Origin of the sequence: Bradyrhizobium sp. CCBAU 53421 (genome assembly GCF_015291625.1) — a bacterium.
Classification (GTDB): Bacteria; Pseudomonadota; Alphaproteobacteria; order Rhizobiales; family Xanthobacteraceae; genus Bradyrhizobium.
In genome coordinates this window covers 6932523-6946294 of the sequence record NZ_CP030047.1, presented here as the reverse complement: position 1 = coordinate 6946294, position 13772 = coordinate 6932523, and the positions used below count along the sequence as shown (strand labels likewise).

Here is a 13772-nt window from a genome sequence, read left to right as displayed (position 1 = left end):
ATGTTTCATACATCATTTTTGAACGCAGGCTCGGGCCGCATCCGCGCCGTCTCCGATGCGCTGATGCGCGCTCAGTCGGCGATCTTCCGGTAGACGTCTGCGGCGCGGCGCAGCAGCCGGCTCTTGCGCTTGCGCTCGTGCACGCGCTGATGCTTGGCCTTGCGCTCGTGAGCGCGCTGCGCGAGGGCATCGGCACTTTCGAGCAGCGCGCGGCGCACCTCGTCATCGTTCAATTCGCCGAGCAGTTGTTGTCCCTTGCGCAGATGCTTCAGCACGGTCCGCCATGACGCGTATTCGTCGGGCGGCAATCCGCCTTCCGAGAACTCGATGGCGTAGCGCAGCCGCTTGCTGGCGAGCCGGACGCGGTGGCGCTTGTTCTTGCCCATGCCCTGCAGCCCGCGGCTCTTCTGGCACAGTTTGCCATGCCACCGCGCCAGCCGGCGCGCGTGAAAGACCGACACCGGTACGGCGCGCCGTTGCGCGGCGCGGCGGTCCTGCCGCGCGGCCCAGGGGCCGCTACCGACCCAGTCCCACATGCCGTCGAACCATTGCCAGTAACGGTCGCTTTGCAAGGCGTCCTTGAGCGCTTCGAACGCGTCGGTTCGCGCCGTCTGGAGCATGTGCTCTTCCGGCAGCCCCTTGCTGTTCCCGATCGCGACGTCGAGGTCGCGCGTTGCGCCGAGATGAGCGCTCAGCCATTTCAACTCGGACTTCAGTCGCGTCCATTCGGTGTCCGCCACCATCGGGCCGTAGAAGGCGACCGCCGCCTTCAGCCGCGTCAGTGCAATGCGGGTCTGGTGGAGCGCGGCCGGATCGCCGGAGCTCAACGCCTCGTGGTTGGTCGCGACTTCCTCGAGACATTCGGACAGGATCAGGCGAAACGCGGTCTCACAACGCATGGCTTCGCTGAGATGGCGCGGCCGCTTCGGGCGGACAACGCGCTCCCTGTCCGAACTTGCCGCTGACGTCATGACACTCTCGTGACCCCGGCCGATCCGCAAGCGCGACACTTGGGCTCCCGGGCGCAAGATTTCCCGTTTGACCGTTGTCGATCAAGGGTTTTCTGCTTGAACGCAGTGCAGCGATCCAGTGACGCGTTCAAAATGTCGCAATCAACGCGGTCGCGGGGCTCAATCAGGTCAGTCCGTGAGGCTCGGTCTGCGCGCGCCAGATATCAAGATATTTCGTGCACGAAATACCTTGATATTTCGCGTACGAAATATATAACGGAGGCATGAGAGCGGAACACCGGCTGATCTTTCTTCTGACCGTGGCCTATCGGCGACTGCAGCGCGCCATCGATCAGGAGACGGCTGCGCATGATCTGTCGTCGGCGCAGGCGGGTGTGCTGTTCTTCCTCGGGCGCAATGACGGCGCGCTGATCGGCGACGTCTCGCAGGCGCTCGACATCGTGCCCTCGGCGATGTCCGGTCTCGCCGACCGGATGGAGCGTGCGGGCCTCGTCAGGCGCCGGCGCGACGGCGAGGACGGACGCAGCCAGCGGCTGCATCTAACCGCGGCGGGGCAGGAGCTCGGCAAGCGCGCCGCGACGCGAACCCGGGTGATCAACAATCGCCTGATGGACGGATTTTCGGAAGCGGAGATCGACGTGGTGTCGCGCTGGCTGACCAGCCTGCAAGACAAGTTTCCAAAGGACAAGGACGGCTAGAGCATTTTCAAACGAATCCGGTACCCATTCGCGTCGAGAAAACGCGTCGAACAACATGAAAGCAACAGGAGTGAGACATGAGTGAAGTGGTCGTGACGCTGGACGGTGGCGTTCTCACCGTGACGATGGCGCGTCCGGACAAGAAGAATGCGATCACCAACGCGATGTATGGCGCGATGGCCGATGCGCTCGAACGCGCGGAAGGCGATTCCGCGATCCGCGCCGTGCTGCTGCAGGGCGACGGCGACAGCTTTACCGCAGGCAATGACCTTGCCGATTTCGCGGCGGTGTCGCGCGGCGTGCAGGGCGAGCGCCACGTGTCGCGCTTCCTCGCCGGCCTCGCCAAGGCGACGCGGCCGCTGGTTGCCGCCGTGCAGGGCAATGCGGTCGGCATCGGCACCACCATGCTGCTGCATTGCGATCTCGTCTACCTCGCACCGACCGCGCGGCTGATCACGCCGTTCGTCAATCTTGCGCTGGTGCCGGAGGCGGCGTCGACCTATCTGCTGCCGCAGCGCATCGGCTACGCGCGGGCCTATGCGATGTTCGCGCTCGGCGAACCGGTCGAGGCGGAGACTGCGGTTTCCATCGGCCTCGCCAACGCCGTGGTGCCGCTCGCGGACCTCCGAGCCAGGGCACGTGCGGCGGCGGACGCGCTGGCGAAGCGGCCGTTCGGCTCACTCCAGCACACCAAGGCGTTGATGCGCGATCCCGCTGGGATCAGCGCGCAGATGGCGCGTGAGGGCGAAATCTTCCAGCAACGGCTGATGAGCGCGGAAGCGCGCGAGGCCTTTGCCGCCTTCGCCGAGCGGCGCCAGCCTGATTTCTCGAAGATCACCGGGTAGCCAAGATGGGGCCGCCGGCGTGGGCGGCCCCATCGCTTTGGGGTTGACGGCGTCGCCGGCATCGAACATCTCGTGTCAAGGACGGTGCAACCGGCGAGGCGAGGCATGAGCGACAGTCACACGCTGCGCGGTGATGGGATCACCGCGACCATATTGGCGCAGGGCGCGGAGCTGTCATCGCTCAGGAATGCCGAAGGAGCCGAGTTGCTGTGGCAGGCCCGCCCGCAATGGCCGCGCCATGCGCCGATCCTGTTCCCGATCGTCGGCCGGTTGAAGAACGACGCGCTGCGCTGTCGTGGCAAGACCTATCCGATGACGCAGCACGGCTTTGCGCGGGATCGTCGCTTCAACTGGCTGGAGCAGGGCGCGCGATCGTGCAAGCTCGCGCTCACCGACGATGCGGAAACCCGTGCGCGCTACCCCTTCGCGTTCAGGCTCGAGATTACCTACACCGTCGGTGATGGCGACCTCGACGTGGCCTTCGACATCATCAACACCGGCGACGACATGCTGCCCGCTTCGCTCGGCGGTCATCCCGCTTTCAACTGGCCGCTGGTGCCGGGGCTGCCGAAGGAGGCTTACACGCTGACTTTCGACAAGACTGAACCCGCGCCGATCCGGCGGTTGAAGGGTGGATTGATGCGGCGGCAGCCTGAACCCAATCCGGCCAAGGGCAGAACGCTTGCGCTGTCGGAGGAGCTGTTCGATGACGACGCGATGGTCTTCGATCAGGTCGCAAGTACATCGATCCTCTTCACGGCGACACTAGGCCCGGCAGCAGCCACGCAAGGCCCGGCGATCGAAATTTCCTGGCGCGGCTTCCGCGAACTCGGCATCTGGTCGAAGGTCGGCGGCGCGCCGTTCCTCTGCATCGAGCCGTGGCACGGATATGCGAGCCCGGCGGAGTTCGATGGCGAGTTCGCCGACAAGCCTGGCTTGATGCACATCGCGCCGGGCGCACGTCAGTCGCTGAGCTATCGTATTCGCGTGAGCTGATAGAAAATCAGATCAATGTGCGCGGGGGGTGAGTGCGCTGGTGATCGCGCTCACCGATGGCGGATTTTCGTGCGCCCAGGCCTCGTGCGCGGCGAGATCGCGATAATGGTCGGCCATGCGTAGCAGCCGCTCGCGGACGCCGGCATCTTCCTCGCCCTTGGCCTGATCAGCCAGTTGCGCGGCGCGTTCGAGAAGCGTTTTCGGATCGATCACGACAAGCTCCAAATCCGGTTTCGCCAAGCGGACAACTGTTACAGGCAAGCACAGTTCCTGCCATGGTTTGATGACAGCGCCGGTGATGTGCCGCAGGTCCAACGTTCGATGCCGTCGAGGCTGCTCGGGAACCCTAGAGTCCCGTTCCGATGGAATCGGAACGGGACTCTGGATTCCTGTTCTGACGCGTTTTCTTCACGCGAACCGGTAGCCACTTCGCTCGAAAACGCTCTAGTTGAACGCCATGCCGCCGCTCATCGCGATGGTCTGGCCGGTCATGTAGGGATTGTTGACCAGCAGCATCACGGCCTGCGCGACCTCCTCGGCGGTGCCGAAGCGGCCGATCGGGATCCGGCTGACGAGGCCGCTCTGTCCCTTCATCATGTCGGTCTCGATCAGGGATGGCGCGACGGCGTTGACCGTGATGCCCTCCTTGACGAGGCGCGCGGCATAGCCGCGGGTCATGCCCTCCATCGCCGCCTTCGACGCGTTGTAATGCGGGCCGATCGCGCCGGCGCCGCGCGCCGCACCCGAAGAGATGTTGACGATGCGGCCCCATTTCCGGGTGCGCATCATCGGCAGCACCGCCTGCGTGCAGAGAAATGCCGATTTGAGATTGACCGTGATGGTGCGGTCGAAATCCTCCTCCGTGAGGTCATCGACACCCCTGACGATCGCGATCCCCGCATTGTTGACGAGGATGTCGACCGGACCGAGCTCGGATTTGGCGCGCTCGACCAGCCCCGTGACAGCCGCCGCTTCCGAGACATCGGCGGCAAAGGCGACAGCCCGTCCGCCGGCGGCGACGATGCCCTTTGCCAGCGTTTCCGCTTCAGCCGACCGTTCGCGGTAGTTGATGGCGACGGCAGCGCCCGCTTCCGCCAGCATCTTGACGATGGCAGCACCAATGCCGCGCGAGCCGCCGGTCACCAGCGCCACATGTCCGTGCAGACTGTCTGTTGTCATCGGCCGTCCTCCTTTGCGAGTGCGGAGAGGTTCGCAAACGGGGAGGCGAGGTGCAACGCAACCCTGCTCAAATCTGCGTTGCCGCAGGCGCCATTGCGGCAAAAAACCGGCATCGGGAGCCGGAATCGGCCTTGCGTCCGGCGCGGGCCGGCGTCAAAGGTTGGGGCATCATTCCGTCCAGCCCACCCACGAGAGTTCGATGAGCAAACTGATTGTCCGCGCCGGCGAGTTCACCTTTGACGCCCGTTTCGAGGAGCAGCTCGCGCCGAAGACGGTCGCCGCCTTCCGCGAGGCGATGCCGTTCGAGAGCCAGGCGATCCATGTGCGCTGGAGCGGCGAGGGCGTCTGGATGCCGCTCGGCGATCTCGACTTCGGCGTCTCCTACGAGAACCACACCAGCTATCCGGCGCCGGGCCAGATCATCCTCTATCCGGGCGGCATCAGCGAGACCGAGATCCTGCTCGCCTATGGCGGCGTGCATTTTGCCAGCAAGATGGGCCAGCTCGCCGGCAATCATTTCATCACGCTGACCTCGGGGCTGGAAAACCTCACCGCCTTCGGCAAGACCGTGTTGTGGAAGGGCGCGCAGAACGTCCGCTTCGAGGAAATCTGATGTGACCGAGGCCCGCTATCCGCGCGATCTCCGCGGCTACGGCCGCAACCCGCCGGATCCGAAATGGCCCGACGCTGCGCGCGTCGCCGTGCAGTTCGTGGTCAATTTCGAGGAGGGCGGCGAGAACAACATCCTGCACGGAGATCGCGCGTCGGAAGCGTTCCTGTCCGACGTGCTGGGTGCACAGCCCTGGGTCGGGCAGCGTCACGCCAATATCGAGACGATGTTCGAATACGGCTCGCGCGCCGGCTTCTGGCGGCTGTGGCGGATGTTCACCGAGCGCAAGCTGCCGACGACGGTGTTCGGCGTCGCGATGGCGCTGAAGCGCAATCCGGACGTCGTGGCAGCGATGCAGGAAGCAGGCTGGGACATCGCAAGCCACAGCCTGCGCTGGATCGAGCACAAGGACATGTCGGAGGACGAGGAGCGCGCGGAGATCACCCGCGCTATCGCCGTGCATACCGAAGCGACCGGCGCGCGGCCGCTCGGCTGGTACACCGGACGCTCCTCGATCAATACGCTGCGGCTTCTGATGGAGGCGGGCGAGCTGCGCTATCTCTGCGATTCCTATGCCGACGATCTGCCGTACTGGATCAAGGCCGCCGGCACCGAGCCGCATCTCGTGATCCCTTACACGCTCGATGCCAACGACATGCGCTTGATCAACCCGCAGGGCTTTGGCGGCGGCGACGAGTTCTACACCTATCTGAAGGACAGTTTTGACGTGCTCTATGCCGAGGGCGCGACGCGACCGAAGATGATGTCGGTCGGCCTGCATTGCCGCGTCGTCGGCCGCCCCGGCCGCGCCGCCGCGCTGATGCGCTTCCTCGACTACATCCAGAAGCACGACCACGTCTGGGTGCCGACCCGGCTCGCGATCGCCGAACACTGGCACGCCAATCTAAAATATCTCGCCGCGGACGCATTCGAGATCGGCTGAGTTCGGGTTCGAGCGTGAGGCTCCTTCTTACCTCGCCCCGCTTGCGGGGAGAGGTCGGATCGCATGAAATGCGATCCGGGTGAGGGGGAGTCTCCGCGAGCGCAGCTATCACCGTGTATGCGGAGACAGCCACTCACCCCAACCCTCTCCCCGTAAGAACGGGGCGAGGGAGTGCAGTTCCGTCGCGGTTGCTGTTCTCTTCAGATCCTAATGCCCGGCCATGTGCCGGCCGATTTCCGTGAGGTCGGCCTCGCTGGCGCGGGCCTCGTGGACGAAGGCGCCGTGGAACATCACGACCAGCCGGTCCGACAATTCCAGCAGTTCGTCGAGGTCTTCGCTGACCAGCAGCACCGCCGCGCCGCGGTTGCGCGCGGCCATGATCTCGGCGTGGATCTGCGCCACCGCCGCGAAGTCGAGCCCGAAGCAGGGGTTGGCGGCGATCAGCACCTCGACGTCGCCCGAAAGCTCGCGCGCCAGCACCGCGCGCTGCACATTGCCGCCGGACAGCGCCGCGATCGGCGTCTCCGGCGTGCGGGTCTTGATCTTGTAGCGGTTGATCTTGCGCGTAGCGTCTTCGCGGAAGGCCGAGCGATTGAGCCACCAGCCGCCGCGCGCGAACGGGGCGCGGTCGAACTCGCGGAACGCGATGTTGTCGGCGACGCTCATGCCGCCGACGCAGGCATTCTTCAGCGGCTCCTCCGGCAGCAGCGACATCTTGTGGCGGCGCATCTCCTCTCGGCTCGCCGCATAGGCCTCGCCCTGGACGCGGATCACGCCGCTCTCGGCCTCGCGCTGGCCGGCCAGCACCTCGACCAGCTGGCGCTGGCCGTTGCCGGAGACGCCGGCGATGCCGACGATCTCGCCGCTCTTCACCGTCAGCGACACGCCATGCACGGCGATCGCGCCGGCATCGTCGAGCGCGGTGAGCTTGTCGAGCTCGAGCCGCGGCGCGCCGGTCTCGCCGGTGCGCGGCGGCTGCACCGTCAACTGCTCGGCGCCGATCATGGTGCGGGCCATCTCGTCCGGCGTGAGATCGGCGACCCGGCCGCTGCCGGCGAGCTTGCCGCGGCGCAGGATCGTGACGTCATCGGCAAACGCCATCACCTCGCGGAACTTGTGGGTGATCATCAGGATGGTCAGCTCGCCCGCGACCACCATGGCGCGCAGCATGCCGAGCACTTCGTCGGCTTCGCCCGGCGTCAGCACCGAGGTCGGCTCGTCCAGGATCAGGAAGCGCCGCTTCAGATAGAGCTGCTTGAGGATCTCGCATTTTTGCCGCTCGCCGGCGGAGATGTCGGAAACTTTGGCGTCGAGCGGCACCTTGAACGGCATCCGCGCCAGGAAGGCCTCGAGCTCCTTCTTCTCTTTGCGCCAGTCGACCACGGCCGGCACGTCGTCGCGCGCCAGCACCAGGTTCTCGGCGACGGTCATCGCGGGCACCAGGGTAAAGTGCTGGTAGACCATGCCGAGCCCGAGCGCATGCGCGTCCTTCGGATTGGCGATCGCCTGCTGGCGGCCACCGACCAGGATGTCGCCTTCGGTGGCGTGGTAGTAGCCCATGATGCATTTGACGAGCGTGCTCTTGCCGGCGCCATTTTCACCAAGCAAGGCATGAAACGAGCCGGGCCGCACCTTGAGCTCGACATTGTCGAGCGCTGCGAAGTCGCCGAACCGCATCGTCATGGCGATGGCGTCGACGCCGAAAGCGCCTGAAGGCGCGGGCGGTTCGCCGATGATCACGACAGCGCCCCGATCAGGTCGGCGGATTTGGTTACCGCGCCGAACACGCCGCCCTGCATCTTGATCATCTTCAGCGCGTGGTCGTGATTGCCTTTGTCGGTCGCGCCGCAGCAATCCTCGACCAGCACGCATTCGAAGCCGCGGTCGTTGGCCTCGCGCATCGTGGTGTGGACGCAGACGTCGGTGGTGATGCCGGTCAGCACGATGTTCTCGATGCCGCGCAACCGCAGCATCAGCTCGAGGTCGGTGGCGCAGAACGAACCCTTGCCGGGCTTGTCGATGATGGGCTCGCCCGGCAGCGGTGCGAGATCGGGAATGATCTCCCAACCCGGCTCGCCGCGCACCAGGATGCGGCCGCAGGGCCCGGGATCGCCGATGCCGGCGCCGATCTGGCGCGAGCGCCAGCGCTTGTTGGCGGGCAGGTCGGCGAGGTCAGGGCGGTGGCCTTCGCGGGTGTGGATGATGTGAAAACCCTGCGCGCGCATCACCGCGAGCAGCTTCTTGATCGGTTCGATCGGGGCGCGGGTCAGCGAGAGGTCGTAGCCCATCTTGTCGACATAGCCGCCGACGCCGCAGAAATCGGTCTGCATGTCGATGATGATGAGCGCGGTATTCTCTGGCCGCAGGTCGCCATTGTAGGGCCAGGCGTAGGGCTCGGATTTGACGAAGCGCTCGGGCATGGAATGATCTCGCGGTCTATCGGGTGATGGACAATTCGGCGGGCGCGCCGGTCAGCGTGCGCTTCGGCGAGCAGGTGATGGTCATGATCGCCAGGGTCAGGATGTAGGGCGCGGCGTTGAAAAGGTGGTAGCCGGAGGTGATGCCGACCGATTGCAGCGCCGGCCCGAGCGCGGCGGCGCCGCCGAACGCGAGCGAGGCCCACAGGCAGAGCATCGGATCCCAGCGCGCGAAGATCACCAGCGCGACCGCAGTGATGCCCTGTCCCGAAGAGAGGCCTTCGTTCCAGCTGCCGGGATAGAACAGCGACAGGAACGAGCCGCCGATGCCGGCGAGGAAGCCGCCGACCATGGTGGCGCGCAGCCGGATCAACAGCACCGAATGGCCCATCGCCCGCGCGGCGTCCGCGCTCTCGCCAGCGGTGCGGATCAACAGGCCCCAGCGCGTGGTCCTGAACGCCCAATAGAGCAGCGGCGCGATGGCGACACCGATCAGGAACAGCACGTTGATGCGCAGCGCCGCACGCACCTGCGGGATGTCGCTCCACCAGCCGAAATCGATCGCCGGCAGCCTTGCCGCCGTCGGCTCGATCAGCGGCTTGCCGAGGAAGAAGGCCAAACCGGTTCCGAGCAGCATCAGCGCGATGCCGACCGCGATGTCGTTGACCCGCGGCAGCGAGCAGATCCCGGCATGCAGCGCGCCGAACAGGGCGCCGGTGATACCGGCCGCGAGCACCCCGAGCCATGGCGAGCCGGAGAGATATGAGATGCCGTAGGCGCTCATCGCGCCCATCACCAGTGTGCCCTCGAGGCCGAGATTGATGCGGCCACTTCGTTCGGTGATGCATTCGCCGAGGCTGACGAACAAAAACGGCGTCGAGACGCGGATGGCGCCGCCGAACACGGCGAGCGGGACGGTCCAGAGCCCGAGCGATGCATCCGCCATGTCAGGCCTTTCCCTTCAGGAAGCCGATCCGTCCGTACAGCGCGTCGCTCGCCAGCACGAACACGAAGATGATGCCTTGCAGCACCAGCACCGACGCATCGGGCAGGCCGAGCCGCCGCTGCAACAGGCCGCCGGAGGCCGAGATGCCGCCGAGCAGGATCGCGACCGGAATGATCGCAAGCGGATTCTGCCGCGCCAGAAACGCGACGAGGATGCCGGTGAAGCCGTAGCCCGCGGCGAGGTTGGCGTTGGTGCGGCCCTGCACCGCTGCGACCTCGATCATGCCGGCAAGCCCGGCGCTGCTGCCGGCGAGGAAGCACACGGTCAGGATCAGCTTGCCGACGGAAAGCCCCACGATCTTGGCGGCGCGGATGTTGCCGCCGGCAACGCGCGCGGCAAAGCCGAAGGTCGTGTGATAGATCAGGATGTAGGCGGCAACCGCCGCGACGAGGCCGAACACCAGGCCCCAATGCACGTCGGTGCCGGGAATGGTGCCGATCATGTTGGCGGCGCCGATCTCGCGCGTCGACGGCTTGTTGAGGCTCGCCGGATCGCGCATCGGCCCCTCGACCAGATGGTTGAGGATCGCAAGCGCGATATAGACCAGCAGCAGGCTCGAGATCGTCTCGTTGACCCCGCGATATTGCCGCAAGCCGCCGGACAGCGTGATCCAGAGGCCGCCGCCGATCATGCCCGCGATCACCATCGCGATCTGCACCACGATCGGTGCCGCGCCCTGCAGCGCCAGCGCCGCCGATGTCGCCGCCAGCGCGCCGATCAGAAGCGCGCCTTCGCCGCCGATGATCACCATGCCGAGCTGCGCCGGCAGCGCCGTGCACAGCGCGGTCAGGATCAAGGGCGCGGCGCGGGTCAGCGTGTTCTGCCACGAGAAGGCGGTGCCGAACGCGCCGTAATACATGTAGAAATAAAGGTCGAGCGGGTTCTTGCCGTAAAGCGCGATGAAGCCGCCGAACACTGCGAGCGCGCCGACCAGCGCCGCGCCCGGGATCAGGATGTATTCGATGCTCGCGCCGTAGCGCTGGAGGAAGCCGGGATCGGCGGCCGGAGCAACGCCGCCGGCCGCCTCCACCGATTCCGCCGCCTCGGTCGTCACGCGGTGGCTCCGATCACGCCTTCGACCAGATAATCCATCTTCTCGAGCTCGGGATCCTGCTGGCCGCGGTCGGTGCCGGAAGCGATCACCGTCTTGCCCTTGTTGTCGACCAGCGGGCCCTTGAAGATCGCGTACTCGCCGGACATGAACTTGGCCTTGACGTCGTCGGCAGCTTTACGCGCTTCGGCCGACACCATCTCGCCATAGGGCGAGACCTTGACGATCTCTTCCTTGAGGCCGCCGCGATAGAAGTTCGGGATCGCTTCACCCGCGGTGATCATCTTGACGAATTTCGGATACAGCGCTTCCCAGTTCCATTCGGCGCCGGTGAGATAGGCCTTCGGCGCCAGCGGCGACTGGTTGACGTGATAGCCGCACACCATCGCGCCGCGGCGCGCGGCGTTCTCGACCATCGTCTTCGGTCCGTCGACATGGCAGGTCAGCACGTCGACGCCCTGGTCGATCAGGCTGTTGGTCGCCTCGGCCTCTTTGACCGGCATCGACCAGTCGCCGGTGAAGATCACCTGCGTCGTCGCCTTCGGATTGGCGAGCCGGGCGCCGAGCGTGAACGCGTTGATGTTCCGCAGCACCTGCGGGATCGGCTTGGCCGCGACGAAGCCGAGCTTGCCGCTCTTGGTCGAGTAGCCGGCGACGATGCCGGAGATGTATTGCGCCTCGTCGATGTAGCCGAAATAGCTGCCGGCGTTCTTCGGGTCCTTGTCCGACCACAGGCCGCCGCAATGCTCGAAATGCATCTTCGGAAACTTGCCCGCCATCTTGACGACGTGCGGGTTGTAGTAGCCGAACGAGGTTGGGAACAAGAGCGTGGCGGCGTCGAGGTTGATCATGGACTCGATGGTCTTCTCGACCGCATCGGTCTCCGGCACCTTCTCTTCCTCGACCACCTTGATGCCGGGCAGCTTCTTCAGCGCCGCGGCGCCCTGGGCGTGGGCCTGGTTGTAACCGTAGTCGTCGCGCGACCCGACATAGATGAAGCCGACCGTGGTTTCGGCTGCCGCCGCGCCGCGAATGCCGAGCGTGCTGCCGAGCGCCAATGCCGCGCTTCCCTGCAATAAATGCCTTCTTGAAATCCTGCCAAAATCCATCGCCTGCTCCCTCCGGCGGGCCGGCCCGCCTGTCCTTGCCGCAGCCGCCGTAACGGCGGCGCTTGACGGAGTGTCGCAAGCTTCGTGCCAGAGCACGTTTCGCGGTCGCTATTCCCTAAGTGTATGAATATGAAAGGGAACGAATGCCGAAATGGCTGGCATCGGAAGCTGGGCGAGATTCGGTTGCCTATTTTATAAGCGATCGATTGTTGTTGTATGCAATGCCGTTAAGCAGTCGCTAACCGCCGGACGGCCGGTGCGGACTCGGTTGGTGACGGCGGACCAGTCGCGATTTGCTGGCTGGTGAATCGGGGTGGGCCTGCTACCAGTGGAGCCGGCTCCGGTGCCGGGTTGGACTGATGGGAAACAGCATGAGCGAGAAGACACCGTCCTCGAATCCGTCGTCGCTTGGCGAGGAGATCGTGGCGCGGATCAACCAGCTCGCGGCGATCTCGGAGACGCCGGAGCATCTCGCGCGCGTCTTCCTCACCGATGAGCATCGCAAGGCGGCCGATCTCATCCTGGCCTGGATGCGCGAGGCCGGCATGAGCGCGCACCTCGACGCCATCGGCAATGTCTGCGGCCGCTACGAGGGCGCGCGGCCGGGCCTGCCGGCGCTGATGCTCGGCTCGCATTACGACACCGTGCGCGACGCCGGCAGATGGGACGGCCCGCTCGGCGTCATCACCGCGATCGCCTGCGTCGCCGATCTGCACCGGCGCGGCAGGCGGCTGCCGTTCGCGATCGAGATCGTGGGCTTCGCGGACGAGGAGGGTGTGCGCTTTGCCTCGACCCTGCTCGGCAGCCGCGCGGTGGCCGGTACGTTCGACGAGAGCGTGCTCAACACCCGCGATCGCGCCGGCACGTCGATGCGTGATGCGCTGGTTCAATTCGGGCTTGATCCCGATCATATCGGCAAGGCGGCGCGCGCCCGCCGCGAACTGCTCGGCTATGTCGAGCTGCACATCGAGCAGGGCCCGGTGCTGGAAGAGAAGGCGCTGCCGGTCGGCGTCGTCACCGCGATATCGGGGGCGACTCGGCTTGCCGCCAATCTCACCGGCGTCGCCGGCCATGCCGGCACCGTGCCGATGAAGCTGCGGCGCGATGCGCTGACGGGCGCCGCCGAGTGCATCGTCGCAATCGAGCAATTCTGCAGGAGCGATGAAGCAGGCCTGGTCGGCACCGTCGGCTATATCAATGCCATGCCCGGCGCCACCAACGTGATCCCGGGCAAGGTGTCGTTCACGATGGACATCCGCTCGCAGAGCGACATGCATCGCAAGCGTGCCGTCGCCGACATCGTGCGGCAGATCGAGGCGATCGCGAAACGCCGCGACCTCGCCTTGCAGATCGACGTCACCCACGAGAACCGCAGCGTGCCCTGCGCGCCGTGGCTGAAGACGCAGATCGCCGAAGCGGTCGCGGCGGAGGGCCATGCCGTGTTCGAGCTGCCGAGCGGCGCCGGGCATGACGGCATGGCGATGGTCGACGTCGCCGATATCGGCATGATCTTCGTGCGCTGCCGCGGCGGCATCAGCCACAATCCGGCCGAACATGTCGAGCTCGCCGATGCCGACACCGGCGGGCGGGTGCTGCTGCGCTTCATCGAGAATTTCCGTGCGCACGGTACAGTGAATAGCTGAGGCTGCGCGCCCACGAACGCCATCTGGACCGTCATCCTGAGGTGCGAGCGGAGCGAGCCTCGAAGGATGCACGGCCACAGTTGGGCCGTCGCCCTTCGAGACGCCGCTTCGCGGCTCCTCAGGGTGACGGTGTTGGAGTTGCTGCGCATCCCAATGCGGGCGGACTACAGTCTGTTGGCGGAGATGGGCCGCAATATCGCAGACCTCCGGCTGCTAACCCGTGCCGAATCCGGACAGATCCGGCCGTCGTTTCCGGCTCGGCCGAGCCTATTTGCGGCGCGGCCCCGAAGCGCTAGACTTGGCG

General features: G+C 65.8%; 14 protein-coding genes. 6 read left to right on the top strand and 8 right to left on the bottom strand.

What is annotated here, in order from left to right; all coding sequences use genetic code 11:
- Window positions 1-71: 71 nt before the first annotated feature.
- A complete protein-coding gene (locus XH92_RS32630) occupies window positions 72-971 on the bottom strand; it encodes a CHAD domain-containing protein (protein WP_246787786.1) in 900 nt (299 codons plus the stop codon).
- A gap of 263 nt (window positions 972-1234) precedes the next feature.
- Here XH92_RS32630 and XH92_RS32625 point away from each other — a divergent pair, with 263 nt between their 5' ends.
- The 3 genes from XH92_RS32625 (at window position 1235) to XH92_RS32615 (ending at window position 3510) form a co-directional block, all read left to right on the top strand.
- Window positions 1235-1669: a MarR family winged helix-turn-helix transcriptional regulator gene (locus tag XH92_RS32625; protein WP_194455804.1), complete on the top strand. Its 435-nt coding sequence runs from the start codon at window positions 1235-1237 to the stop codon at window positions 1667-1669.
- 77 nt (window positions 1670-1746) lie between these two features.
- Window positions 1747-2514, top strand: coding sequence for an enoyl-CoA hydratase-related protein (locus tag XH92_RS32620; RefSeq protein ID WP_194455803.1), 768 nt, complete (start codon window positions 1747-1749; stop codon window positions 2512-2514).
- A 105-nt stretch (window positions 2515-2619) separates the two neighbouring features.
- Window positions 2620-3510 carry an aldose 1-epimerase family protein gene (locus tag XH92_RS32615; RefSeq protein WP_194455802.1) on the top strand — a complete coding sequence of 297 codons (891 nt, stop codon included), beginning with the start codon at window positions 2620-2622 and terminating at the stop codon, window positions 3508-3510.
- Between the two features lie 12 nt (window positions 3511-3522).
- Here the strand turns inward: XH92_RS32615 and XH92_RS32610 are convergent, their stop codons facing one another.
- Together XH92_RS32610 and XH92_RS32605 are read right to left on the bottom strand one after the other, a co-directional pair.
- Window positions 3523-3723 (bottom strand): hypothetical protein, encoded by a 201-nt coding sequence (locus XH92_RS32610; protein WP_194455801.1) that lies wholly within the window; start codon window positions 3721-3723, stop codon window positions 3523-3525.
- 231 nt (window positions 3724-3954) lie between these two features.
- Complete coding sequence (locus tag XH92_RS32605) at window positions 3955-4689, bottom strand: SDR family NAD(P)-dependent oxidoreductase (protein WP_194455800.1); 735 nt, start codon at window positions 4687-4689, stop codon at window positions 3955-3957.
- A 199-nt stretch (window positions 4690-4888) separates the two neighbouring features.
- Here XH92_RS32605 and XH92_RS32600 point away from each other — a divergent pair, with 199 nt between their 5' ends.
- On the top strand, window positions 4889-5302 hold the full coding sequence (locus XH92_RS32600) for a DUF3830 family protein (protein WP_194455799.1): 414 nt from the start codon (window positions 4889-4891) through the stop codon (window positions 5300-5302).
- Window position 5303: 1 nt separating this feature from the next.
- Window positions 5304-6242: an allantoinase PuuE gene (puuE, locus tag XH92_RS32595; protein ID WP_194455798.1), complete on the top strand. Its 939-nt coding sequence runs from the start codon at window positions 5304-5306 to the stop codon at window positions 6240-6242.
- Between the two features lie 207 nt (window positions 6243-6449).
- Here puuE and XH92_RS32590 read toward each other — a convergent pair whose 3' ends face one another.
- Genes XH92_RS32590 through XH92_RS32570 form a run of 5 tightly spaced genes read right to left on the bottom strand, consistent with a single transcriptional unit; the run spans window position 6450 to window position 11825 of the window.
- Window positions 6450-7982, bottom strand: a complete 1533-nt coding sequence (locus XH92_RS32590) for an ABC transporter ATP-binding protein (protein WP_194455797.1) — start codon at window positions 7980-7982, stop codon at window positions 6450-6452.
- Window positions 7979-8662 carry a cysteine hydrolase family protein gene (locus XH92_RS32585; RefSeq protein ID WP_194455796.1) on the bottom strand — a complete coding sequence of 228 codons (684 nt, stop codon included), beginning with the start codon at window positions 8660-8662 and terminating at the stop codon, window positions 7979-7981. The genes XH92_RS32590 and XH92_RS32585 overlap by 4 nt, the downstream gene beginning before the upstream one ends.
- A gap of 16 nt (window positions 8663-8678) precedes the next feature.
- Window positions 8679-9605: an ABC transporter permease gene (locus XH92_RS32580; protein ID WP_194455795.1), complete on the bottom strand. Its 927-nt coding sequence runs from the start codon at window positions 9603-9605 to the stop codon at window positions 8679-8681.
- Between the two features lies 1 nt (window position 9606).
- A complete protein-coding gene (locus XH92_RS32575) occupies window positions 9607-10719 on the bottom strand; it encodes an ABC transporter permease (protein ID WP_194455794.1) in 1113 nt (370 codons plus the stop codon).
- Window positions 10716-11825, bottom strand: a complete 1110-nt coding sequence (locus tag XH92_RS32570; protein ID WP_194455793.1) for a BMP family ABC transporter substrate-binding protein — start codon at window positions 11823-11825, stop codon at window positions 10716-10718. Before XH92_RS32570 ends, XH92_RS32575 begins: the two co-directional genes overlap by 4 nt.
- 371 nt (window positions 11826-12196) lie before the next feature.
- On the opposite strand from XH92_RS32570, the gene XH92_RS32565 reads away from it, so the two are divergent.
- Window positions 12197-13468, top strand: a complete 1272-nt coding sequence (locus XH92_RS32565; RefSeq protein ID WP_194455792.1) for an allantoate amidohydrolase — start codon at window positions 12197-12199, stop codon at window positions 13466-13468.
- The last annotated feature ends 304 nt before the right edge of the window (window positions 13469-13772 follow it).

Coding starts and splice junctions, on each gene's coding strand:
- XH92_RS32630 (WP_246787786.1), bottom strand. CDS start 971: ATGACGTCAGCGGCAAGTTCGGACAGGGAGCGCGTTGTCCGCCCGAAG.
- XH92_RS32625 (WP_194455804.1), top strand. CDS start 1,235: ATGAGAGCGGAACACCGGCTGATCTTTCTTCTGACCGTGGCCTATCGG.
- XH92_RS32620 (WP_194455803.1), top strand. CDS start 1,747: ATGAGTGAAGTGGTCGTGACGCTGGACGGTGGCGTTCTCACCGTGACG.
- XH92_RS32615 (WP_194455802.1), top strand. CDS start 2,620: ATGAGCGACAGTCACACGCTGCGCGGTGATGGGATCACCGCGACCATA.
- XH92_RS32605 (WP_194455800.1), bottom strand. CDS start 4,689: ATGACAACAGACAGTCTGCACGGACATGTGGCGCTGGTGACCGGCGGC.
- XH92_RS32600 (WP_194455799.1), top strand. CDS start 4,889: ATGAGCAAACTGATTGTCCGCGCCGGCGAGTTCACCTTTGACGCCCGT.
- XH92_RS32585 (WP_194455796.1), bottom strand. CDS start 8,662: ATGCCCGAGCGCTTCGTCAAATCCGAGCCCTACGCCTGGCCCTACAAT.
- XH92_RS32580 (WP_194455795.1), bottom strand. CDS start 9,605: ATGGCGGATGCATCGCTCGGGCTCTGGACCGTCCCGCTCGCCGTGTTC.
- XH92_RS32570 (WP_194455793.1), bottom strand. CDS start 11,825: ATGGATTTTGGCAGGATTTCAAGAAGGCATTTATTGCAGGGAAGCGCG.
- XH92_RS32565 (WP_194455792.1), top strand. CDS start 12,197: ATGAGCGAGAAGACACCGTCCTCGAATCCGTCGTCGCTTGGCGAGGAG.